This window comes from Serratia sp. CY40230, assembly GCF_052168835.1.
GTDB classification, from domain to species: Bacteria; Pseudomonadota; Gammaproteobacteria; order Enterobacterales; family Enterobacteriaceae; genus Serratia; species Serratia nematodiphila.
Map to the genome: position 1 here is coordinate 137,776 of NZ_JBJNLX010000002.1, position 21,970 is coordinate 159,745.

The 21,970-nt window shown below is 61.6% G+C and carries 18 protein-coding genes; 12 read left to right on the forward strand and 6 right to left on the reverse strand.

The genetic code is table 11. The features are described from left to right. Positions 1-46 precede the first annotated feature (46 nt). The gene (lrp, locus tag ACJ8IJ_RS07820; protein WP_004928318.1) at positions 47-541 is read right to left on the reverse strand and encodes a leucine-responsive transcriptional regulator Lrp; all 495 of its coding nucleotides are present in this window, start codon (positions 539-541) and stop codon (positions 47-49) included. Positions 542-1,195: 654 nt separating this feature from the next. Between lrp and trxB the strand changes: the two genes are divergently transcribed. The 7 genes from trxB to infA all read left to right on the forward strand — a co-directional run bounded on the left by trxB (position 1,196) and on the right by infA (position 8,604). Continuing rightward, entirely contained in the window at positions 1,196-2,167 is a 972-nt protein-coding gene (gene trxB, locus ACJ8IJ_RS07825; protein WP_004928321.1) for a thioredoxin-disulfide reductase, read from the forward strand. 75 nt (positions 2,168-2,242) lie between these two features. Next, positions 2,243-3,130, forward strand: coding sequence for a LysR family transcriptional regulator (locus ACJ8IJ_RS07830; protein ID WP_369324474.1), 888 nt, complete (start codon positions 2,243-2,245; stop codon positions 3,128-3,130). A gap of 93 nt (positions 3,131-3,223) precedes the next feature. Next, on the forward strand, positions 3,224-3,841 hold the full coding sequence (gstA, locus tag ACJ8IJ_RS07835) for a glutathione transferase GstA (RefSeq protein WP_131164423.1): 618 nt from the start codon (positions 3,224-3,226) through the stop codon (positions 3,839-3,841). Between the two features lie 175 nt (positions 3,842-4,016). Continuing rightward, positions 4,017-5,783 carry a heme ABC transporter permease/ATP-binding protein CydD gene (gene cydD / locus ACJ8IJ_RS07840; protein WP_131164424.1) on the forward strand — a complete coding sequence of 589 codons (1,767 nt, stop codon included), beginning with the start codon at positions 4,017-4,019 and terminating at the stop codon, positions 5,781-5,783. A gap of 2 nt (positions 5,784-5,785) precedes the next feature. Next, the gene (gene cydC, locus ACJ8IJ_RS07845) at positions 5,786-7,525 is read left to right on the forward strand and encodes a heme ABC transporter ATP-binding protein/permease CydC (protein ID WP_049187474.1); all 1,740 of its coding nucleotides are present in this window, start codon (positions 5,786-5,788) and stop codon (positions 7,523-7,525) included. Between the two features lie 29 nt (positions 7,526-7,554). Next, complete coding sequence (gene aat, locus ACJ8IJ_RS07850; RefSeq protein ID WP_286094019.1) at positions 7,555-8,280, forward strand: leucyl/phenylalanyl-tRNA--protein transferase; 726 nt, start codon at positions 7,555-7,557, stop codon at positions 8,278-8,280. A 105-nt stretch (positions 8,281-8,385) separates the two neighbouring features. Continuing rightward, a complete protein-coding gene (infA, locus tag ACJ8IJ_RS07855) occupies positions 8,386-8,604 on the forward strand; it encodes a translation initiation factor IF-1 (RefSeq protein ID WP_002211347.1) in 219 nt (72 codons plus the stop codon). Positions 8,605-8,810: 206 nt separating this feature from the next. On the opposite strand, the gene clpA is transcribed toward infA, so the two are convergent. Next, positions 8,811-11,090, reverse strand: a complete 2,280-nt coding sequence (clpA, locus tag ACJ8IJ_RS07860) for an ATP-dependent Clp protease ATP-binding subunit ClpA (protein ID WP_004928343.1) — start codon at positions 11,088-11,090, stop codon at positions 8,811-8,813. Positions 11,091-11,117: 27 nt separating this feature from the next. Then, positions 11,118-11,438, reverse strand: coding sequence for an ATP-dependent Clp protease adapter ClpS (gene clpS, locus ACJ8IJ_RS07865; protein WP_004928347.1), 321 nt, complete (start codon positions 11,436-11,438; stop codon positions 11,118-11,120). A gap of 355 nt (positions 11,439-11,793) precedes the next feature. On the opposite strand from clpS, the gene cspD reads away from it, so the two are divergent. Next, positions 11,794-12,015, forward strand: coding sequence for a cold shock-like protein CspD (cspD, locus tag ACJ8IJ_RS07870; protein WP_004928349.1), 222 nt, complete (start codon positions 11,794-11,796; stop codon positions 12,013-12,015). Positions 12,016-12,102: 87 nt separating this feature from the next. Here cspD and macB read toward each other — a convergent pair whose 3' ends face one another. Next, positions 12,103-14,049 carry a macrolide ABC transporter ATP-binding protein/permease MacB gene (gene macB / locus ACJ8IJ_RS07875; RefSeq protein ID WP_442518506.1) on the reverse strand — a complete coding sequence of 649 codons (1,947 nt, stop codon included), beginning with the start codon at positions 14,047-14,049 and terminating at the stop codon, positions 12,103-12,105. Continuing rightward, complete coding sequence (gene macA / locus ACJ8IJ_RS07880) at positions 14,049-15,164, reverse strand: macrolide transporter subunit MacA (RefSeq protein WP_442518507.1); 1,116 nt, start codon at positions 15,162-15,164, stop codon at positions 14,049-14,051. Before macA ends, macB begins: the two co-directional genes overlap by 1 nt. A gap of 194 nt (positions 15,165-15,358) precedes the next feature. On the opposite strand from macA, the gene ACJ8IJ_RS07885 reads away from it, so the two are divergent. After that, a complete protein-coding gene (locus tag ACJ8IJ_RS07885; protein ID WP_442518508.1) occupies positions 15,359-16,312 on the forward strand; it encodes a VirK/YbjX family protein in 954 nt (317 codons plus the stop codon). A 14-nt stretch (positions 16,313-16,326) separates the two neighbouring features. Here ACJ8IJ_RS07885 and ACJ8IJ_RS07890 read toward each other — a convergent pair whose 3' ends face one another. Next, on the reverse strand, positions 16,327-17,985 hold the full coding sequence (locus ACJ8IJ_RS07890) for an ATP-dependent endonuclease (protein WP_004928362.1): 1,659 nt from the start codon (positions 17,983-17,985) through the stop codon (positions 16,327-16,329). 187 nt (positions 17,986-18,172) lie between these two features. Between ACJ8IJ_RS07890 and ACJ8IJ_RS07895 the strand changes: the two genes are divergently transcribed. The 3 genes from ACJ8IJ_RS07895 (at position 18,173) to hcr (ending at position 21,957) form a co-directional block, all read left to right on the forward strand. Further along, positions 18,173-19,069, forward strand: a complete 897-nt coding sequence (locus ACJ8IJ_RS07895; RefSeq protein ID WP_442518509.1) for a lysine exporter LysO family protein — start codon at positions 18,173-18,175, stop codon at positions 19,067-19,069. 181 nt (positions 19,070-19,250) lie between these two features. Continuing rightward, positions 19,251-20,900 (forward strand): hydroxylamine reductase, encoded by a 1,650-nt coding sequence (gene hcp, locus ACJ8IJ_RS07900; RefSeq protein ID WP_442518510.1) that lies wholly within the window; start codon positions 19,251-19,253, stop codon positions 20,898-20,900. Positions 20,901-20,955: 55 nt separating this feature from the next. Further along, positions 20,956-21,957 carry an NADH oxidoreductase gene (gene hcr / locus ACJ8IJ_RS07905; protein WP_031299867.1) on the forward strand — a complete coding sequence of 334 codons (1,002 nt, stop codon included), beginning with the start codon at positions 20,956-20,958 and terminating at the stop codon, positions 21,955-21,957. Positions 21,958-21,970 lie beyond the last annotated feature (13 nt).

The window sequence follows — 21,970 nt, forward strand, 5'->3', positions numbered from 1 at the left end:
AATAAACAGGAGTGTAACCAATTTAATCAGGTTTTGCACCTGCACCTTACCGTGTTTTGATAACCAGACGGTTACTCTGTTTCACTTCTTCCATCACTACGTAGGTACGGGTGTCGTTAACCCCCGGCAAACGCAGCAAGGTTTCGCCCAGCAATTTGCGGTAAGCCGACATGTCCGGTACGCGGGTTTTCAACAGGTAGTCGAAATCGCCGGAAACCAGATGACACTCCTGAATCTCTTCAAGCTTCTGCACTGCCGAGTTGAATTGCTCAAACACATCCGGCGCACCGCGGTTCAGCGTGATCTCCACGAAAACCAGCAGGGACGCATCCAGATAATGCGGGTTAAGCAATGCGGTATAGCCATGAATGAAACCCTGGCGCTCGAGACGGCGCACGCGTTCCAAACATGGTGTCGGGGATAACCCCACGCGCTTCGAAAGCTCGACGTTCGAAATACGCCCATCCTTCTGCAGCTCATTCAGGATGTTGCGGTCGATACGGTCAAGATCTTTACCCGGGCGTTTCTTGTTGTCTGCCATTATTATTGTCTCTCTTATTTTCTTCCGTGCACTTGCCACACCCTAGCCAACGTCAATGTGTAAGGGTTCGTTCCAAGCGAAGACCCGATGCCTGTCATATGCTTCTTCACTACCATCATTCCACGCCGCGCAGCCTGTCTGTCCAACCCCGCGCGATGCAGGTAACGACGTTTAGGTCGAGAAAAAATCAGCAAACGCTTGCGCGCTCTGCTCCGCACACCCATCGCGCATTGCCGCCTCGCGGCGCAAATACGTACGATTTGCTGGTGTTACGGGGATAATTTCTTCTTCCTATGATGTTTTCGCAAATGCGCAGCGGATTGTCAAAGTAAAAGAAGCAAAATCAGAACAACGTACCGTCACGAAAAGTCTGCATCCCATTTTTGGTTATGAATCGCTGGCAGATAAACCCCGGCGGGGAGCGGCTGAAGTCGCAGAATGCGCCGTTTTTGCGCGGTTGGCGATTCAGCGGCCGAATGCGGCTTTGATAAGGTAAATTTCTGCGTTCGGCGTACGATTTGCCGACAGCGGGTGCATTAATAGGCGACAACTATCATACAAATCGTTAACAACGTCGCCCGGCGCTTTTTTTACTGCGCCATTTTCCCTACAATCGGCTTCATTGTCCGCCATTGTGGAATAAAGAGGTTATTCATGGGCACGGCTAAACATAGCAAATTACTGATTCTGGGCTCCGGCCCGGCCGGTTACACCGCCGCCGTCTACGCGGCGCGCGCCAACCTGAATCCGGTGCTGATCACCGGTCTGGAGCAAGGCGGCCAGCTGACCACCACCACCGAAGTGGAAAACTGGCCGGGCGACGCCGAAGGCCTGACCGGCCCGGCGCTGATGGAGCGCATGCGCGAGCACGCGGAGAAGTTCCAGACTGAAATTGTCTTCGATCATATCAACAGCGTCGATCTGCAGCAGCGTCCGTTCCGCCTGTTCGGCGACAGTGGCGAATACAGCTGCGACGCGCTGATCATCGCGACCGGCGCCTCCGCCCGCTACCTTGGCCTGCCTTCCGAAGACGCCTTCAAGGGCAAAGGCGTTTCCGCCTGCGCGACCTGCGACGGTTTCTTCTACCGCAACCAGAAAGTCGCGGTGGTCGGCGGCGGCAACACCGCCGTTGAAGAAGCGCTGTACCTGTCCAACATCGCCGCCGAGGTTCACCTGATCCACCGTCGCGACAGCTTCCGCTCGGAGAAGATTCTGATCGACCGGCTGATGGAAAAAGTGAAAAGCGGCAACATCGTGCTGCACACCGACCATACGCTGGACGAAGTGCTGGGCGATGAAATGGGCGTGACCGGCGTGCGCATCCGCAGCACCAAAGCGGAAAACGAAACCCGTGAACTGGAACTGGCCGGCGTGTTCATCGCTATCGGCCACAGCCCGAACACCGGCATCTTCGGCGGCCAGCTAGAGCTGGAAAACGGCTACATCAAGGTACAGTCCGGCATTCACGGCAATGCGACCCAAACCACTATCCCCGGCGTCTTCGCCGCAGGCGACGTAATGGATCACGTCTACCGCCAGGCGATCACTTCCGCCGGCACCGGCTGTATGGCGGCGCTGGACGCAGAACGTTACCTGGACGGCATCGCCGGCGCAGAAGTCTGCTGAGACTTTCTCGTCATCAGCAAAAAGCGGCTCTCGGGCCGCTTTTTTTGTCTTCGCTCCTCAAGAGGATGCACGCCGATGCATAATCTTCTTCACTGGCGCCTGCTGGTTGCCGTCGCCGACAGCGGCACCATCACTCAGGCTGCCGCGCTCTGCGGTATGACGCAGTCTGCCGCCAGCCAGGCCATCGCTCAACTGGAGACAATGCTGAGCACCCGGCTTTTGGTTCGCCAACCGCACAATGTCGTCTTGACCCAAAGCGGCCTACAGATCGTCGCCCATGCCCGCACGATGTTGGAAGCACTGCGAGCCATTCAGCAGTGCGCGCAACAAGCCGGCAACGCGCACGCGGGCAAAATACGCCTGGCCAGTTTCCCGTCGGCATTCAGCAAGCTGTTGCCGCCGCTGCTGCGCAAATTTCGCCGTCTGTACCCCAACATTGAGTTGATTACGCTCGAGGGCACCGACCACGAAGTGGAGAGCTGGTTAACATCGGCAACGGCAGACATCGGCGTAGTGCTCAATCCGGCGCCGGAGCGGCTGTGCTTCCCTTTGGGAGAGGATGCCTGGCTGGCGGTCGTGCCCAGCGCGCACTCGCTGGCGCGAGCGCGGCGGCCGGTGGCGCTGGATGCCCTGTTCCGGCTGCCTTTTATCCTGGCGACCGGCGGGTGTGATGTGAATGCGCAACGATTAGCGCAGCAGTCAGGTTTGGCGCTGGCCGATATCCGTGCCACCGTCAGCGATTGGCAAACGGCGTTGACGCTGGTCAGGGAGGGCACGGGCGTTGCGCTGATGCCCGCGTCCGTGATCCCGCCCGACGCGCTCGGGGTTTGCGCTCTGCCGCTCGTTGCGCCGATTTATCGCCGTTTCGGCCTCGCGTGCTCATCCGATGCGGCGGCCCGGCCCCCCGTCCAAACCCTGCTGAGTTACCTGCGAGAACAGGAGCAAGCTCTGGCCAGTCGCTGAGCTAATAGCGGCTTTCTGAAATTTCCATTTTCCCGCCGGTGCCCGCGTCGGCATGCTGTGGCAAGCGTTCTCATTGACCCACAAGGAAATAGCATGAAGCTGTATTTTGCTCCCGATGCCTGCTCGCTTGCACCACATATCGTCCTGCGCGAATTAGCGCTCCCCTTCACCCTGATCAGGGTGAACAATCGCAGCAAGCGCTGCGCCGACGGTGAGGATTTCTATTGCATCAACCCCAAAGGTTATGTCGCCGCCCTGCTGCTGGACAATGGCAATGTGATCACCGAAGGCCCCGCCATCGTTCAATACCTCGCCGACCTGCGCCCAGAGTGCCGGCTGGCGCCGCTACCGACGGCCTTTGAGCGAGTACGGCTGCAGGAATGGCTTAATTTCATCACCAGCGAGATCCATGCCGGCGCCGCCCCTTTATTCAATGACGCCCTGCCCGACGGCGCCAAGACATTGCTGCGCGACAAGTTGAGGCGGCGATTGGGTTATATCGCGCAAGCTTTGGCATCACAAACTTATCTGCTGGGAACGCATTTCAGCGTCGCAGACGCTTATCTGTTTACCGTGTTGCGCTGGATGGCGCGCTTCGAGATTTCGCTGAGCGAGTGGCCGCCGCTCCAGCATTATGTGGCGCGGATCGCGGAGCGAGCGTCGGTGCGCGCCGCTCTGGAGGCCGAGGCCGCGAGTGAGGAAGTCAAATAGTCGGTAACGCGTCTGTTATAGCCACATTTGGCCGCTTTATTATTTTCAGTCTGCCGGGTGACGAGGTAACATGGGGCCTCGCTTGTTTGTCGCCGATTGCGCCAAACACTATTATTTAACAGTACGTTAACCCAGCCTGTAACAAACGGGCACCGGCGACGCAGACGCATATCTGATGAAAAAAACCAGACAGCAACAGTTAACCCGTTGGCTTAAAACCCAGAGTTCGTTGGCGCAGCGTTGGCTGCGCCTTTCCATGCTGTTGGGGCTGTTCAGCGGCCTGCTGATCGTGGCGCAGGCGTGGCTGCTGGCCAGCCTGCTGCACGCCCTGATCATCGAACATACCCCACGCGAACAGCTGCTCCCTTCGTTTATCTGGCTGGCCGCCGCGTTCGCATTGCGGGCGCTATTGAGCTGGCTGCGGGAGCGGGTCGGTTTCCTGTGTGGCCAGGTGATCCGTCAGCGCATGCGCCAGCAGGTGCTGGATAAGCTGCAGCAGCTCGGCCCGGCCTGGATCCAGGGCAAACCGGCGGGCAGTTGGGCCAGCATCATCGTCGAGCAGATCGAGGATATGCAGGACTATTACTCGCGCTATCTGCCGCAGATGTATCTGGCGGTCTTCATCCCGCTGCTGATCCTGATCGCCGTTTTCCCGATCAATTGGGCCGCCGGTTTGATTCTGTTGGCGACCGCGCCGCTGATCCCGCTGTTCATGGCGCTGGTCGGTATGGGGGCCGCCGACGCCAACCGCCGCAACTTCGTGGCACTGGCGCGATTGAGCGGTAACTTCCTCGACCGCCTGCGCGGCCTGGACACCCTGCGGCTGTTCGACCGCGCGCAGGCCGAAACCGCGCAGATCGCCAAATCCTCCGAAGACTTCCGCAGCCGCACCATGGAAGTGCTGCGCATGGCCTTCCTCTCCTCCGGCGTGCTGGAGTTCTTCGCGTCGATCTCCATCGCCGTAGTGGCGGTGTATTTCGGCTTTTCTTACCTCGGCGAACTCAACTTCGGCAGCTATGGCCTCGGCGTAACGCTGTTTTCCGGTTTTCTGGTGCTGATTCTGGCGCCGGAGTTCTTCCAACCGCTGCGCGATCTCGGCACCTTCTATCATGCCAAGGCGCAGGCGGTCGGCGCGGCGGAAGCGCTGGAAACCTTCCTCAGCGCCGAAGGCGAGCAGATGGGCAACGGCACGCGGCAGCTGCCCGCCGATCAGCCGCTGACGCTACAGGCGAACGAGTTGGAAATCCTGTCGCCGAACGGCGTGCTGCTGGCCGGGCCGCTCAATTTCACTCTGCAGCCGCGGCAGCGCGTGGCGCTGGTCGGGCTGAGCGGCGCCGGTAAAAGCTCGCTGCTCAATCTGCTGCTCGGCTTCCTGCCCTACCGTGGGTCGTTGACCGTCAACGGCGTCGAGCTGCGAGAACTGTCCGCAGAAAACTGGCGTCAACAGCTCAGCTGGGTCGGGCAGAACCCGCACCTGCCGGCGCAAACCTTGCGCGCCAATATCCTGTTGGGCTGCCCGCAGGCCGACGAAGCGCAGCTGCAGCAGGCGGTGGAACACGCCTACGTCAGCGAACTGTTACCGTATCTGCCGCAGGGGCTCGACACCGAAGTGGGCGACAACGCCGCCCGCCTGTCGGTCGGCCAGGCGCAGCGCGTGGCGGTCGCCCGGGCGCTGATCGGCCCGCGCCGCCTGCTGCTGCTGGATGAACCGGCCGCCAGCCTCGATGCCCATAGCGAACAACGGGTGATGCAGGCGTTGAATGCCGCTTCGCATCAGCAAACCACCCTGCTGGTGACGCACCAGTTGGAAGACACTGAAGACTACGATCAGATTTGGGTGATGGATAACGGGCGCATCGTGCAGCAGGGCGATTATGCCACCCTCAGCGCCCAGCCGGGCCTGTTCGCCACTCTGATCGCCCATCGCCGCGGGGAGCTTTAATCATGCGCGTTTTGCTACCGTTTTTGGCGTTGTATCGCCGCCATAGCCTGCTGATTAGCCTGGGCATCCTTTTGGCGATCGTCACCCTGCTGGCCAGCATCGGCCTGCTGGCGCTCTCCGGCTGGTTCCTGGCCGCCTCTTCGCTGGCCGGATTGGCGGGCCTGCTGACCTTCAACTATATGTTGCCGGCCGCCGGCGTGCGCGGCGCGGCGATCTTCCGCACCGCCGGGCGCTACGCCGAGCGTGTGGTCAGCCACGACGCCACCTTCCGCGTGCTGTCGCACCTGCGGGTGTTCACCTTCAGCAAGATCCTGCCGCTGACGCCGGGCGGCATCGCCCGTTTCCGCCAGGCCGACCTGCTCAATCGCCTGGTGGCGGACGTGGACACGCTGGATCACCTTTATCTGCGGGTGATCTCGCCGCTGATCAGCGCGGCGGTGGTGATCCTGGTGGTCACCTACGGCCTGAGCTGGCTGGATCCTGCGCTCGCCCTGACGCTGGGCGGCATACTGTTGCTGCTGTTGCTGCTGGTGCCGCCGGTGTTCTATCGCGCCGGCAAACCGATCGGCGGGCAACTCACCGCCCTGCGCGGCCAATACCGCACCGACCTGACCGCCTGGCTGCAGGGGCAGGCGGAGCTGGTGGTGTTCGGCGCCGTCAACGACTTCCGCCAGACGCTGACCGCCACTGAGCAGCTGTGGCAACGCCGCCAGTGGCAGCAGGCCTCGCTGAGCGGCAAGGCGCAGGCGCTGATGATCCTCGCCAGTGGGCTGACGGTGACGCTGCTGCTGTGGCTGACCGCCGCCGGCATCGGCGGCGATACCCAACCCGGCGCGCTGATCGCGCTGTTTGTCTTCGCCGCGCTGGCGTCGTTCGAAGCGCTGATGCCGGTGGCCGGCGCCTTCCAGCACCTCGGCCAGGTGATCGCCTCCGCCACGCGGGTCAAACAGATCATCGATCGCCAACCGGAAGTCTCCTTCCCGGCCGTCGGCCCGGCCGCCGCCGACCGGGCTCAGCTTAGCCTGCGGCAGTTGAGTTTCACCTACCCCGATCAGCCGCAGCCGGTGCTGCGCGACGTCACGCTCGAGGTGGCAGCCGGCGAACACATCGCCTTGCTCGGCCGCACCGGCTGCGGCAAGTCCACCCTGCTGCAGCTGCTGACCCGCGCCTGGCGCACCGACGGCGGAAAAATTCTGCTCAACGGCGAACCGCTGGAAGATTATGATGAAACCACGCTACGTCGAATGACCACGGTCGTCAGCCAGCGAGTGCATATCTTCAGCGATACGCTGCGGGAAAACCTGCGGCTGGCCGCACCGGATGCCGGCGACGCTCGCCTGAGCGAGGTGTTGCAGCAGGTGGGGCTCGGCAAATTGCTGGACAGCGACGGCGGGCTGAACGCCTGGCTGGGCGAAGGCGGCCGGCAGCTGTCCGGCGGTGAACAGCGCCGGCTGGGCATCGCCCGCGCGCTGCTGCACCCTGCCCCGCTGCTGTTGCTTGACGAACCGACCGAAGGGCTGGACGCCGAGACCGAGCAGCAGATCCTGGCGCTGCTGCGCCGGCATTGTCAGGGCAAGACGCTGATCCTGGTGACGCACCGCCTGTACGGCCTGGAGCATCTCGATCGCATTTGCGTAATGGATGACGGCCAAATTGTCGAACAGGGCGATCATGCCGCCCTAATGCGCCAGCAGGGCCGCTATGCCCGCTTTCGCAACCGTATCAGCAACCTGGCGCCGTAATCGGCCCGTAGAGGACGCAGAAACCCTGTATGCGCATCGTTAAGCTTTCCCCTCAGTCGCTGGCGTTTCCCTCGCCTGAGGGCGCCCTGCGCGATCCCAACGGCCTGCTGGCGATCGGCGGCGACCTGACGGCGCCACGGCTGCTGGCGGCCTACGAGCGCGGCATCTTCCCCTGGTACTCGCCGGGGGAAGCGATTCTGTGGTGGTCACCCGATCCGCGTGCGGTGCTGTTCCCGGCCGAGTTTCATCTCAACCGCAGCCTGAAACGCTTTCTGCGCCACGATCCGTTTCGCATCACGCTTAATCACGACTTCGCCTCAGTGATCGCCGCCTGCGCCCACCGGCCGGATGAAGGCACCTGGATCGGCCCGGAGGTACAGCGCGCCTATCAACATCTTCATCGCCTCGGCTACGCGCACTCGGTGGAGGTATGGCAGGATGATCAACTGGTCGGCGGCATGTACGGCGTGGCGCAAGGCGCGTTATTCTGCGGCGAATCGATGTTCAGCCGCGTCACCAACGCCTCAAAATGCGCATTGATGGCCTTTTGCCGCCATTTTGCCGCTTATGGCGGGGAATTGATTGACTGCCAGGTGCTGAACGCTCACACTGCCCGCCTTGGCGCGCGTGAAATTCCGCGCCGTCAATTTTTGCAGCAGCTCAGCACCCTTCAACGGCGGCCTTTGGCACCGGCGTGCTGGGCGCCGCAAGTCATATCCCCACAGACGGTTGAACCGCCCTGCCCAGCAAACTAATTGGTGGAAACGGTGCAATGTTCACCGACACATCTTTACATAATGGGGGTTTTTCGGCATTATCTTGCCGGTTAAAAACTAAGGTAGTTAGACCTAGAGGATTCGATGGCCAAAGAAGACAATATTGAAATGCAGGGCACCGTTCTTGATACGCTGCCGAACACCATGTTCCGCGTTGAATTGGAAAACGGGCACGTGGTAACCGCACACATCTCCGGTAAAATGCGTAAAAACTATATCCGCATCCTGACGGGCGACAAAGTCACTGTAGAGCTGACCCCGTACGACCTGAGCAAAGGCCGCATTGTCTTCCGTAGCCGTTAATCGGCTCACCGCGCGCCACACGCTGGCGGCATCGAGGATGTAATATCCCTCGGGAGCCCTTTCCGTTTACCCCCGCAGCGACGTTACACAACGGGTTGCAGGTGCGCAGGTAAACTGAGAGGGCTCACTCGTTTCTGTTGTACGGTGAATCTCACCCATAAAAAAGCGATGCCGAAGCATCGCTTTTTCTTTGCCTGAAGGCAGCCTTAGTGCACCGCGCCCTCGTCCGCTTTGCGCTTGGCGGCGCTGAGGAAGTGGTAGGTCAGCTGTTTCTTGTCCTTGTCCAGCTCGACCTTCACGGAACCGCCGTCCACCAGTGAGCCGAACAGCAACTCGTTGGCCAGCGGTTTCTTCAGGTTCTCCTGCATGACGCGCGCCATCGGGCGAGCACCCATCGCACGGTCGTAACCCTTCACCGACAGCCAATCGCGCGCTTCGTCGCTCACTTCCAGCGAGACGCCCTTCGCATCCAGCTGCGCCTGCAGTTCGACGATAAACTTGTCGACCACCTGCTGGATCACCTCGGTAGACAGATGGTTGAACCAGATGATGTTGTCCAGACGGTTGCGGAACTCTGGCGTAAACACCTTCTTGATCTCTTCCATCGCGTCGGTGCTGTTGTCCTGCTGCACCAGACCGATCGACTTGCGTTCGGTTTCCCGCACCCCAGCGTTGGTGGTCATCACCAGGATCACATTGCGGAAATCCGCCTTGCGGCCGTTGTTGTCGGTCAGCGTGCCGTTGTCCATCACCTGCAGCAGCAGGTTGAACACGTCCGGGTGCGCCTTCTCGATCTCATCGAGCAGCACCACCGCATGCGGATGCTTGATCACCGCATCGGTCAGCAGCCCGCCCTGATCGTAACCGACGTAGCCCGGAGGCGCGCCGATCAGGCGGCTGACGGTATGCCGCTCCATGTACTCGGACATGTCGAAACGCAGCAGCTCGATATCCATCGCCTTGGCCAACTGTACGGTGACCTCGGTTTTGCCGACCCCGGTCGGTCCGGCGAACAGGAAGGAACCGACCGGCTTGCGCTCGTGGCCCAGACCGGCGCGGCTCATCTTGATCGCTTCGGTCAGCGCCTCGATCGCCTGATCCTGGCCGAATACCAGCATCTTCAAGCGATCGCCCAGATTTCTCAGCACGTCGCGATCGCTGGCCGACACGGTTTTCTCCGGGATGCGCGCAATGCGCGCCACCACGGATTCGATATCGGCCACGTTGACGGTTTTCTTGCGCTTGCTGGCCGGCATCAACCGGCTGCGGGCGCCCGCCTCGTCGATCACGTCGATCGCCTTGTCCGGCAGATGACGATCGTTGATGTATTTCACCGACAGCTCCACCGCGGCGCGGATCGCTTTGGCGGTATAACGCACGTCGTGGTGCGCTTCATACTTGGCCTTCAGGCCGTTGATGATCTGAACGGTCTCTTCCGCCGTCGGTTCGGTGATATCGATCTTCTGGAAGCGGCGCGCCAAAGCGCGATCCTTTTCGAAGATGTTGCTGAACTCCTGGTAGGTGGTCGAGCCGATCACCCGGATCTTGCCGCTCGACAGCAGCGGTTTGATCAGGTTGGCGGCATCCACTTGCCCACCGGAAGCCGCACCGGCGCCGATGATGGTGTGAATTTCATCGATGAACAGGATGCTGTTCTGATCCTGTTCCAGCTGCTTGAGCAGCGCCTTGAAGCGCTTCTCGAAGTCGCCGCGGTATTTGGTGCCGGCCAGCAGTGAACCGATATCCAGCGAATACAGCGTGCAGTCCGCCATCACTTCCGGCACGTCGCCCTGCACGATACGCCAGGCCAGGCCTTCGGCAATGGCGGTCTTGCCCACGCCGGATTCGCCGACCAGCAGCGGGTTGTTTTTACGACGGCGGCACAGCACCTGAATCGCGCGCTCCAGCTCACGATCGCGGCCGATCAACGGATCGATGCCGCCCACACGGGCCAACTGATTGAGGTTGGTGGTGAAGTTTTCCATACGGTCTTCCCCTCCGGACTGCTCTTCGTTCACCGGGTTTTCCGCATTCGGCGCTTGGCCCGGCTCGTCTTTACGCGTGCCATGTGAAATGAAGTTCACCACGTCGAGACGGCTGACGTCGTGCTTGCGCAGCAGATAGGCCGCCTGCGACTCCTGCTCGCTGAAGATGGCCACCAACACGTTGGCGCCGGACACTTCGCTGCGGCCGGAAGATTGCACATGGAAGACCGCGCGCTGCAACACGCGCTGGAAGCTGAGCGTCGGCTGAGTGTCGCGCTCTTCTTCGCCGGCGGGCAGCGTCGGTGTGGTTTGTTCGATGAAGGCTTCCAGCTCCTGGCGCAACGCGGCCAGATCCACCGTACATGCCTCGAGCGCTTCTCGCGCGGCAGGGTTGCTCAGCAACGCCAGCAACAGGTGCTCCACGGTCATAAACTCGTGTCTGTGCTCACGCGCCCTGGCGAAAGCCATGTTGAGACTGAGTTCCAGTTCTTGATTGAGCATAAGCACCTCCCCAATAGATTGCCTTATTCAGGCTTTTTCCAGCGTACAAAGCAACGGATGCTCGTTCTCCCTTGCGTACCGGTTCACATGGACGACTTTGGTTTCCGCCACCTCGGCGGTGAAAACACCACAGATCGCCTTGCCTTGATAGTGGACCGTGAGCATCAGTTGCGTTGCGCGTTCAATATCATAAGAAAAGAACTTTTGCAGAACGTCAATCACAAATTCCATCGGTGTGTAATCGTCGTTGTTAAGTATAACTTTATACATAGACGGCGGTTTTACCGCATCGATTTGTTTTTCTTCGGCCAAGTGTTCAAAGTTTAGCCAGTCGTTGTTATTGCCCATCGCTGCTCATCTTCTCTGCTCTGCCCTCTGATATGGGGACAGGTTTCGGTTATTCAAAGTGGGGATAGTTACTATTTTATCATCTTCGCCATCGTCCCGCCGCACTGTAACGTGCGCAAAAAAACGGGCCAATTGTGACTGAATCGTGGCAATAGCGTTACCTGCTTCAAACTTTGGTGAACTGCTCCCCGCCGACAAAAGCCGATCCCTTGACGCCCCGATCATTTGCTCTAGAGTGTAAATTCGTGGCTGGTGGTCTTTTAACCACCCCTTGTCCACCCTGCTACCCGCCCACGGCGGGTGCGAATTCAGTTATTCATCTCACTTAAAATAGCGTTGCGAGGGATGTAAAAGCATGGAGACGGGTACTGTTAAATGGTTTAACAACGCCAAAGGCTTTGGCTTCATCTGCCCAGCCGGCGGTGGCGAAGATATTTTCGCGCATTATTCCACCATCAAGATGGATGGTTACAGAACGTTGAAGGCAGGCCAGCAGGTCAGCTTCGACGTGCATCAAGGGCCAAAAGGGAACCATGCCAGTCTGATTGTGCCGGTGGAAAGCGAGGCGCTGTCCTGAACGCCTCCAGCAGCGTCGCGCTGCATTGACCCTGACTGCGATAAAAATGCCAGCCGCCGTGTGACTGGCATTTTTTATGCCTTTTACTTACTCGCGCGCCAGCGCATCGATCGGATTCAGCCGCGCGGCATTGCGCGCCGGCAGATAGCCGAACACCACGCCGATACCGGTGGAACAGAGGAACGCGCTCAGCAACGCCGCCGGCGGGAAGCTGATCTGCCAGCCTGGCAATACCAACTGCACCGCCAGGCCGATGGCGAACGACAGCGTAATCCCCAGCGCGCCCCCCACCAGGCAGACCAACACCGCCTCGATCAAGAACTGCTGCAACACGTCGCCGGAACGAGCACCCACCGCCATGCGGATGCCGATCTCGCGCGTGCGCTCGGTCACCGACACCAGCATGATGTTCATCACGCCGATGCCGCCGACCACCAGCGAAATCACCGCCACCAGCGTCAGGAACAGCTGCAGCGTGCGGGTGGTTTTCTCCGCGGTTTGCACCAGGCTGTCCATGTTATAGGTGAAAAAGTCCTTCTTGCCGTGGCGCAGCGTCAACAGGCGCGACAGTTGCTGCTCCGCTTCCTTGCTGTCGTAACCGTCGCGGATGCGCACGGTGATCGAATCGAAATAGCTGTTGCCCATCAGCCGGTTGGCCATGGTGCTGTACGGCACCCACACGTTCAGCGTCTTGCTGCTGCCGAACATCGACTGCTTCTCCTTGGCCACGCCGACCACCGTCGCCGGCATGTTGCCCACCAGGATCACTTCCCCCACCACGTTCTTCTGGTGCGGGAACAGCCGCCGTTGGGTATTGGCGTCAATCACCACCGTCTGCGCCTGCGACTGTACCTGCATCGGATCGATGCCGACGCCCTGGGTAAAGCTCATGCCGTACACGCGGAAGAACTGCTCGCTGACGCCGTTGACGTTGGCCGCCGCATCAACGTTGCCCAAGCGCAGCCGCATGCTGCTGCTGATGCTCGGCGACAGCGCACTGATGTAAGACTGTTCGCGCAGCGCATCGAGATCGCCGTATTTCAACGATTGCCGGTAGGTCGGATCGTCGTCGCCGAAATCCTTGCCGGGATAGATATCGACAGTATTGGTGCCGATGGATTTGATGTCCGCCAGCACCATCTGCTTGGCGGCGTCGCCGATCACCAGGATCGACACCACCGAGGCGATGCCGATAATGATGCCGAGCATGGTCAGCGCGGTGCGCATCTTGTTGGCCGCCATCGCACGCCAGGCCATGATCAGCGCCTCGCGGAAACGGCCGCCCATCTGCCGCCAGGAAGGCGCCGCGGCGGCCAGCGCCAGCGGCTTGGCCTGCGCATTCTCCTGCGGTGCCGGCCGCGAGTCGGCGATAATCTCGCCGTCGCGGATTTCGATGATCCGTTCAGCCTGGCGCGCCACCGCCGGATCGTGAGTCACCAGGATCACCGTGTGCCCCTGGGCGCACAACTGTTTAAGGATCGCCATCACCTCTTCGCCGGAATGGCTGTCGAGCGCGCCGGTCGGCTCATCCGCCAGGATCACCTGCCCGCCGTTCATCAACGCGCGGGCGATACTGACGCGCTGCTGCTGGCCGCCGGAAAGCTGGCTCGGCCGATAGTTGACTCGCTCCCCCAGCCCCAGACGGCGCAACAGCGCTTCCGCCCGTTCGCGCCGCGCCGCTTTGCCCAGCCCGGCATACACCGCCGGCACCTCGACGTTGTGCGCCGCGCTCAGGTGCGGCAGCAGATGATAGCGTTGAAAGATAAAGCCGAAATGCTCGCGCCGCAGCTGCGCCAGCGCATCGTCGCTCAGCGTCGCCACATCTTGCCCGGCTACCCGATACACGCCGGCGCTCGGCTTGTCCAAGCAGCCGAGAATGTTCATCAGCGTCGATTTGCCGGAGCCGGAGGCCCCCATGATCGCCACCATTTCACCGGCGTCGATGCTCAGGCTGATCCCCTTCAGCACCTCCACCGTCTGCTCGCCGGAACGGTAGCTGCGGCGAATGCCGTTCAGCTGCAACAGCGCCGCCATCAGCCGGCCTCCACGCCGCCGCGGCTGACGATCACCTCATCGCCCGCCTCAAGCCCGCGGAGGATCTGCACGTCGATATTATTGCGCAGGCCGATGGCCACCTCGCGCTTCTCTTCCTTGCCCTGTTTCAACACCGAGACGTGGTAGCGATTGTCGGCGATCTGATCGCCCAGCGCCGCCAGCGGGATCACCAGCGCCTGCTGAACGCCGGCCAGCTGAATGTGCACCTGCGCCGTCATTTGCAAGCGCAGCAACCTTTCCGGGTTGGGCACTTCGAAACGCGCGTAATAGAAGATGGCGTTGTTGACCTTTTCCGGCGTCGGCTGGATGTCTTTCAGCACGCCGTCGAAGCGCCGGGTCGGATCGCCCAGCACCGTGAACCAGGCCTTCTGACCCGGCTTGAGGTTAATGACGTCGGCCTCCGAGACCTGCGCCTTCACCAGCATGGTGCCGAGATCCGCCAACGTCAGAATGTTCGGCGCCTGCTGCGCCGCGATCACCGTCTGGCCCTGCAGCGTGGTGATCTGCACCACGTCGCCATCCATCGGCGCTTCGATGCGGGTGTAGGCCAGGTTGATCTTGGCAGTGTCCAGGCTGGCCTGATTCCGCGCGATCTGCGCATTGATGGTGCCCACCTGCGCCTTCTTCACCGCCAGCTGCGTCGCCGCCTGATCCAAATCCTGACGCGACACCGCCTGCAGCCTGGCCAGCGCCTGGTTGCGCTGCAGCGTGACCGCCGCCAGCTGCTGTTCCGCCTGCGCCTGCAACAGTTGCGCATGCAGCTCGCGCAGCGTCGCCTCGCCTTCGCGGATGCTGTTCTGCGCCTGTTGCGGATCGATAACCCCCAGCAACTGGCCTTTTTTCACCTTGTCGCCGATCTCGACATACAGTTTTTCCAACTGTCCGCTGACCTGCGCGCCGACGTCAACCTTGCGCACCGCGTCCAGCTGGCCGGTCGCCAACACGTTCTGCTGCAGATCGCGCTGGGTGACCTTCACCGTTTTGAAATCGGTTGGCGCCGGATGGCGAAAGTGCCAAACGGCCGCCGCGGCAAGCGCCGCAATCACCGCCAGAACGAGTATCCAGCGGCGTTTATGTTCTTTAAACCCTGTCAAAATGGACCTGCCTGTGCTTGTGAATATCCACCGCCCATTGCGGCGGCGGAGCTAAATTAGCATGCAACGTAGGGAATAACTAAACCTTAGCTCAACACAATGTGGAGACACGCCTGGTTACAGTTCAGCATTGAACTCCCGTTTAGTGAAACCTTGATGAAATACCGCCATTCAACACAGCCAAGGATTTCATCATGTCACAGCTCAGCTACCCACTCGCCTCCCCCCGGCCGCTTAACGGCTGGCAACTGATGACGGCGCTGATCAATGGCGAAAAGGCGCCAAGCAACGCCTGGAAAAAAACCTCGTTTCGCCTGAAGTTTCTCGGCCGTTCGCTGCTCAACTGGCGCACCACCAGCGGCCTGCTCAGCACCCTGGCCAGCAACCCGCTGCTGGAAGAGATCCTGAACGCGCAGCCGAACCTGCCGTGCAAGCTGCATCGCCCCTACCTGGCGGCCAACATGAGCAAGATCGAATGCTTGTTCGCCCTGCGCGATCATTACGATCTCATCGTGCAACGCATGCCGCTGAAGATGCGTCTCGGCCACCTCGGCCCACAGCCTTTCGTGCTGGCCCGCGCGATGGGCAAAAACGAAGCGCCGATCTCGCTGGAACTGGCGGCGATCGACAAACTGAATAAGGAAGGGGAAGCCACGCTGCTGCTGCGCAACGCCAACGGCGTGATGCTGGCGGAAATCACCTTTGCGCTGATGCATTATCAGCAGCAGCCGACGCTGTTCATCGGCGGCCTGCAGGGCGCGAACCATGAGGTGCCGCACGCCGAGATCCAGCACACCACCAAGGAGTGTCACGGTCTGTTCCCTAAACGTCTGGTGCTGGAAGGCGTTTGCACGCTGGCTCGGCATCTCGGCATCCGCCGGATCGTAGCCGTCGGCAACGCCACCCATATCTATCAAAACTGGCGTTACCAGAGTAAGAAGAAGGACCAACTGCACGCCGATTACGATCAGTTCTGGCTGTCGATGGGCGCCAAACCGCTCGACAGCGGCTATTTCCTGCTGCCCGAGCGCATCGCCCGCAAGCCGATCGAAGAGATTGCCAGCAAGAAGCGCGCCGAGTATCGCCGCCGCTATCAGTTGCTGGACGAACTGGAACAGCGATTGGCGGCGCATTTCTGCGCCCGATAACGCCCGGCGGGCCGTCAGTCCGCCCGGCCGCGCGCCAGCCAGATTACCCGTGAGAACATTTTCTTCAGCAGCGGCGGCACCGAGTCCGTGCCCCATTCGCCGGCCTGCATCGCGACCTCAATCGCCAGATCCGGCTTCGACGAGTGGTGAACCGCTTTCAGGATCACCTTGCGCACCGGCATCTGCGCGTTGAGCGGCACCGACGCCATTCGGTGATAGACCGGGCCAAACCCTTCGCGGAACATGAAGTGCTCCATGTCCGGCGCCGGCAGCGCGGTCAGCCGATCGCGCTCGTTGTCTTCATGATTGTCCAGCAGGCTGCGCACGGTATTGGCGTACTTTTTGCCCGCCTCGTCGCCGTCCACCAGCGCATGCCACTCGATACCCATACGGCGGGCGAAGCGCAGCAGCGGCTTCAGACCGCACTGGGCGAATTCGATGACCCTCACCCCTTCCGCCTCGAAATGGTAGCCGCACTGGCGCGCCAGCTCGTTCAGCAGCCACACTTCGGTCTCGCCTTCCACCAGCAGCCAGCAGCGGGCAAACAGCGACGACGGCCGGTTGAAACGGATGTGAAACGCGATGCGCCGCCCGTCTTCGGCGCTCAGCCCGCGCGGCCCGAGACGGTAGGTCGCAACCCGCCCCGACTCGCGCACCAGCCGGCAGACGTGCTCCACCGGCACCAGCGACACCAGTTCGCTGGAGTTGGTGGTGGTGATACGCTGCAACGGCAGCTGATTGAGCAGCCCCCAGGCCACCGACAGCATGATCGGATGCAGGCGAGTTTCCGGGTCCTCCACCAGCAGCAGCGGCCGGGCATGGGGATCCAGCTTGACGTCACCCTTGGCCTGCAGCAGGGTGGAAAACATCCCCAGCAGGATCAGGCGCATGCTGCGGCTGTTCGGCTCGGCCACCATGCGGTTGATGCCGTCCAGCGCGCGCCAGGCGTCCTGCTCCGGTTCACCGCCGCGGCGGCGCGGCCGCGTCACCTGTGAACTCTGCTCAGCGAAATAGTGCTCCAGCAGCTGCTGCATCGCCGCCAGCCCCTGACGCAGCTCACCGTTGGTCAACTTCTGCGGATTGCGCACCAGCTCGCGCGTCAGCTGATCCAACTGCTGCGCCAGCGCCTGGGTATCGGGTTTGCGTTCATCGCCGAGGCTGCTGGGGCGCAGGCGACGAATAAAGCGCGCGTCGCGCAGGCGCAATACCGGATGGATGCGGATAATGGCGTGGGCCAGTTGTTCGATATGGTGCAGTTGAAAGGCGTTGCCGTCGGCGTCGAGAAAACCACGCCAGGTGCACACCGTGCCGTCGTCGGCCAGCTCGCCCTCGCAGCGGTAATGAATGCGGCTCAGGCCATCTTCGCCCTTGACCCACAGCGGCGTCAGGTGGCGATAGCGCGGCAGGTGCGCATGGCCGATGTCTTTTTCGCAGAAGGTGAACACCACCTGCAGGTGGCGCTCTTTGGCCGCCTCCTCACCGGGAGGGAAATGGAAGTCGTGCGCTTCAAACCGATACAGTTTCTGCTCCGGCGCCAGCAGCAGCGTCAGCGCATCCAGCAGGCTGGATTTACCCCAGGCGTTTTCGCCGAGCAACAGCGTGTTGTCGTCCAGCATCAGCGACAGCCGGTTAATGCCGCGAAAACCTACAATTTCGATACGCTCCAAGAACATCCGCCGCCTCCCGTGCGCGCCGTCGCCTCTTCAATGAGGTGACCTTCACAGAGCATGGTCAAAAAACCCCTTGCAGGTCAAGCGGCCAACGTCAAATCTGCCGCTTTACTCCGGCCGGGCTTTTGGTTAGCGTGTGCTCCTCGTCGGCGTTCGGCGCGCTTCAAAACTCAAGGACACAAGCTGCACCATGTACTCAGGACTGTTGATTATTCTGTTACCGCTGATTGTCGGTTACCTCATTCCCTTACGCCATCGCCCGCTGCTGGTGCTGATCAACCGGCTGCTCAGCTGGATGGTGTACGTGATCCTGTTTTTCATGGGTATCAGCCTGGCATTCATGGAAGATCTCAGCAGCAACCTGGTGCTGATCTTCCAGTACAGTGCAGTGTTCTTCTTCTGCATTCTCTGCGCCAACCTGCTGTTGCTGGCGCTGCTGGAGCGGCGCATGCCGTGGCGCAGCAGCCATAAACAGGAAAAGCTGCCTTCGCGCGTGCACATGGCGCTGGAGTCGCTCAAGCTGTGCGGCGTGGTGCTCGGCGGCTTCCTGCTCGGCCTGACGCAGTGGCAATGGCTGCAGTTCGCCCATAAAGGCAGCGAATATGCGCTGATCTTCCTGCTGTTGCTGGTCGGCGTTCAGCTGCGCAACAGCGGCATGACGCTGCGCCAGATCGTGCTCAACCGCCGCGGCACGCTGGTGGCATTGGTGGTGACCGTCGCGTCGCTGGCCGGCGGCGCGCTGGCGGCGCAGCTGCTGGGGTTGCCGGTCAAGGCCGGGCTGGCGATGGCCTCCGGCTTCGGCTGGTACTCGCTGTCCGGCATTCTGATCACCGACGCCTACGGCCCGGTGATGGGCAGCGCCGCGTTCTTCAACGATCTGGCGCGCGAGCTGGTGGCGATCATGCTGATCCCGACTCTGGTGCGCCGCAGCCGCTCCACCGCCCTCGGCCTGTGCGGCGCCACCTCGATGGACTTCACCCTGCCGGTGCTGCAGCGCAGCGGCGGGCTGGACATGGTGCCGCCCGCTATCGTGCACGGCTTCCTGCTGAGCCTGCTGGCGCCGGTGCTGATCGCCCTGTTCTCCTGATCCTTTCCCCCTGGGGGCCGCCTGGCCCCCAAAGCGTAATCATTCCCATCCGCACGGCAAAATTGCGCTAAATCAAACTTGCCCGCAGTAGTCGCACAAAAGCCTTTTGCAACCCCGATCGCCGATCTATGCTTTTAAACAAGCATTATAAATGCAACTTTAAAAATAAAAGGAAGCGACTATGTTCTGTGTGCAATGTGAACAAACCATTCGAACCCCGGCAGGCAACGGCTGCGCGTATGCTCAGGGCATGTGCGGCAAAACGGCGGAAACCTCCGATCTGCAGGATCTGCTGGTGGCGGCGCTGCAGGGCCTCTCCGCCTGGGCGCTGCAGGCGCGTTCGCTGGGCATCGTCGACCACGAAATCGACAGCTTCGCCCCGCGCGCCTTCTTCGCTACCCTGACCAACGTTAACTTCGATTCCCAGCGCATCATCGGCTACGCGCGCGAAACCCTGCTGCTGCGCGACTCGCTGGCCGCCCGTTGCCGGCTGCTGGACGCCGGTGTGCGCGTCGATCACCCGATGGCGGCGCTGCAGCTGGCCGGCGACGATATGCCTGCGCTGCTGCAACAGGCGGCGCAGTTTGCCCTCAACAGCGACAAGGCTGAGGTCGGCGACGACATACACGGTTTGCGCCTGCTGTGCCTGTACGGCCTGAAAGGCGCGGCGGCCTATATGGAACACGCGCACGTGCTCGGCCAGTTCGACGCGCAACTCTATGCCGACTACCACGCCTTTATGGCCTGGCTCGGCACCCGGCCGCGCGACGTCGACACCCTGCTGAACAACGCCATGGGCATCGGCAAGATGAACTTCAGCGTGATGGCGATCCTCGATCGCGGCGAAACCCAGGCCTACGGCGATCCGCAGCCCAGCGCGGTCAACGTGCGCCCGGTGGCCGGGAAAGCCATTCTGATTTCTGGCCACGATCTGAAAGATCTGCGCATGCTGCTCGAACAAACCGAAGGGCAAAACGTCAACGTCTACACCCACGGCGAAATGCTGCCGGCGCACGGCTATCCGGAACTGAAAAAATTCAAGCACCTGGTGGGCAACTACGGAAGCGGCTGGCAAAACCAGCAGACGGAATTCGCCAAATTCCCCGGCCCGATCGTGATGACCTCCAACTGCATCATCGATCCTAACGTCGGCAACTACGGCGATCGTATCTGGACCCGCAGCATCGTCGGCTGGCCGGGCGTCAACCATCTGGAAGGCGACGACTTCGGCGCCGTGATCCGCCAGGCACAGGGCATGAACGGCTTCCCTTACACCGAGATCGAACACCTGATCACCGTCGGCTTCGGCCGCCAGACGTTGCTTAACGCCGCCGACACGGTCATCGACCTGGTGTCGCAGAAAAAACTGCGCCACGTCTTCCTGGTCGGCGGCTGCGACGGCAGCCGCGACGAGCGCAGCTACTTCACCGACTTCGCCCGCAGCGTGCCGCAAGACTGCCTGATCATGACGCTGGCCTGCGGCAAGTACCGCTTCAACAAACTGGATTTCGGCACGCTGGAAGGGTTGCCGCGCCTGCTGGACGTCGGCCAGTGCAACGACGCCTACTCCGCCATCATGCTGGCGGTCAAGCTGGCGGACACGCTCGGCTGCAGCGTCAACGAGCTGCCGCTCAGTCTGGTGCTGTCGTGGTTTGAACAGAAGGCGATCGTCATTCTGCTGACGCTGCTGTCGCTGGGGGTGAAAAACATCGTCACCGGCCCGACCGCGCCGGGCTTCCTGACCGACAACCTGATGGCGATCCTCAACGAGAAATTCGGCCTGCGCCCGATCACTACCGTCGAGCAGGATATCACCGCGCTGCTCGCCTGATGCCGTTACGTTATGGGGCCGCCTGCGCCGGCCCCTTTGCTTTTTGAGGTGCCCGATGACTCAACCCACTCCGCTTTGCCCGAACCGCATGCAGGTGCATTCCATCCAGCGTGAAACCGCCGACGTCTGGACGCTGAACCTGATCTGCGACGTTTTCTATCCTTACCAGGCCGGCCAGTTTGCGCTGGTCAGCATCCGCAACAGCGAGGAGACGCTGCGCGCCTATACGCTCTCCTCCTCGCCTGGCCAGAGCCGCTTTCTCAGCATCAGCGTGCGCTGCCTGCCGGACGGCGTCGGATCGCGCTGGCTGACGCAAGAGGTCAAGCCCGGCAACACGCTGTGGCTGTCCGACGCGCAGGGCGAGTTCAGCTGCGAGCGCCACCCGGCCGATCGTTATCTGATGCTGGCCGCCGGCTGCGGCGTGACGCCGATCGTCTCGATGTGCCGCTGGCTGACCGCCAACCGTCCGGCCTGCGATATCGCCGCGATCGTTAACGTGCGCACCCCCGCCGACACGATTTTCGCCGATCAGTGGCGCGCACTGTGCGCCGCCCATCCGCAGCTGCGCCTGACGCTGATGGCCGAGCGGGATCTGCAGCCCGGCTACCTCAGCGGCCGCATCGATGAACAGACGCTGCGGCAGGCGGCGCCGGATATCGCCGAACGCACGGTGATGACCTGCGGCCCCGCGCCCTACATGGATCAGGTGGAGCAGCTGTGCCGCCGGCTCGGCGTGCCGGCCGAGCGTTTCCATAAAGAGCAGTTCCACACGCCGGCGGCGCAGGCCGACGCCACCGAAGGGCTGACGCTGCGCGCCGCGCGCCCGCTGCGCGAATTCCGCGTACCGGTTGGCAGCACGCTGCTGGCGGCGATGGAGGCCCATGCCCTGCCGGTCAACGCCGCCTGCCGCGCCGGGGTGTGCGGCTCGTGCAAAACCCGCATCCTCGAGGGCGACTACACCACCACCAGCGCCATGACGCTGAGCGCGGAAGAGATAGCGCAAGGCTACGTGCTCGCCTGCAGTTGCCAGCTGCAGGGTGACGTCACGCTGGCGTGATCCCCTGGCCCCA

Excerpts from the sequence above, each read along its gene's own strand:
- lrp (WP_004928318.1), bottom strand. The coding sequence starts at position 541 with ATGGCAGACAACAAGAAACGCCCGGGTAAAGATCTTGACCGTATCGAC.
- trxB (WP_004928321.1), top strand. The coding sequence starts at position 1,196 with ATGGGCACGGCTAAACATAGCAAATTACTGATTCTGGGCTCCGGCCCG.
- ACJ8IJ_RS07830 (WP_369324474.1), top strand. The coding sequence starts at position 2,243 with ATGCATAATCTTCTTCACTGGCGCCTGCTGGTTGCCGTCGCCGACAGC.
- gstA (WP_131164423.1), top strand. The coding sequence starts at position 3,224 with ATGAAGCTGTATTTTGCTCCCGATGCCTGCTCGCTTGCACCACATATC.
- cydD (WP_131164424.1), top strand. The coding sequence starts at position 4,017 with ATGAAAAAAACCAGACAGCAACAGTTAACCCGTTGGCTTAAAACCCAG.
- cydC (WP_049187474.1), top strand. The coding sequence starts at position 5,786 with ATGCGCGTTTTGCTACCGTTTTTGGCGTTGTATCGCCGCCATAGCCTG.
- aat (WP_286094019.1), top strand. The coding sequence starts at position 7,555 with ATGCGCATCGTTAAGCTTTCCCCTCAGTCGCTGGCGTTTCCCTCGCCT.
- infA (WP_002211347.1), top strand. The coding sequence starts at position 8,386 with ATGGCCAAAGAAGACAATATTGAAATGCAGGGCACCGTTCTTGATACG.
- clpA (WP_004928343.1), bottom strand. The coding sequence starts at position 11,090 with ATGCTCAATCAAGAACTGGAACTCAGTCTCAACATGGCTTTCGCCAGG.
- clpS (WP_004928347.1), bottom strand. The coding sequence starts at position 11,438 with ATGGGCAATAACAACGACTGGCTAAACTTTGAACACTTGGCCGAAGAA.
- cspD (WP_004928349.1), top strand. The coding sequence starts at position 11,794 with ATGGAGACGGGTACTGTTAAATGGTTTAACAACGCCAAAGGCTTTGGC.
- macB (WP_442518506.1), bottom strand. The coding sequence starts at position 14,049 with ATGGCGGCGCTGTTGCAGCTGAACGGCATTCGCCGCAGCTACCGTTCC.
- ACJ8IJ_RS07885 (WP_442518508.1), top strand. The coding sequence starts at position 15,359 with ATGTCACAGCTCAGCTACCCACTCGCCTCCCCCCGGCCGCTTAACGGC.
- ACJ8IJ_RS07890 (WP_004928362.1), bottom strand. The coding sequence starts at position 17,985 with ATGTTCTTGGAGCGTATCGAAATTGTAGGTTTTCGCGGCATTAACCGG.
- ACJ8IJ_RS07895 (WP_442518509.1), top strand. The coding sequence starts at position 18,173 with ATGTACTCAGGACTGTTGATTATTCTGTTACCGCTGATTGTCGGTTAC.
- hcp (WP_442518510.1), top strand. The coding sequence starts at position 19,251 with ATGTTCTGTGTGCAATGTGAACAAACCATTCGAACCCCGGCAGGCAAC.
- hcr (WP_031299867.1), top strand. The coding sequence starts at position 20,956 with ATGACTCAACCCACTCCGCTTTGCCCGAACCGCATGCAGGTGCATTCC.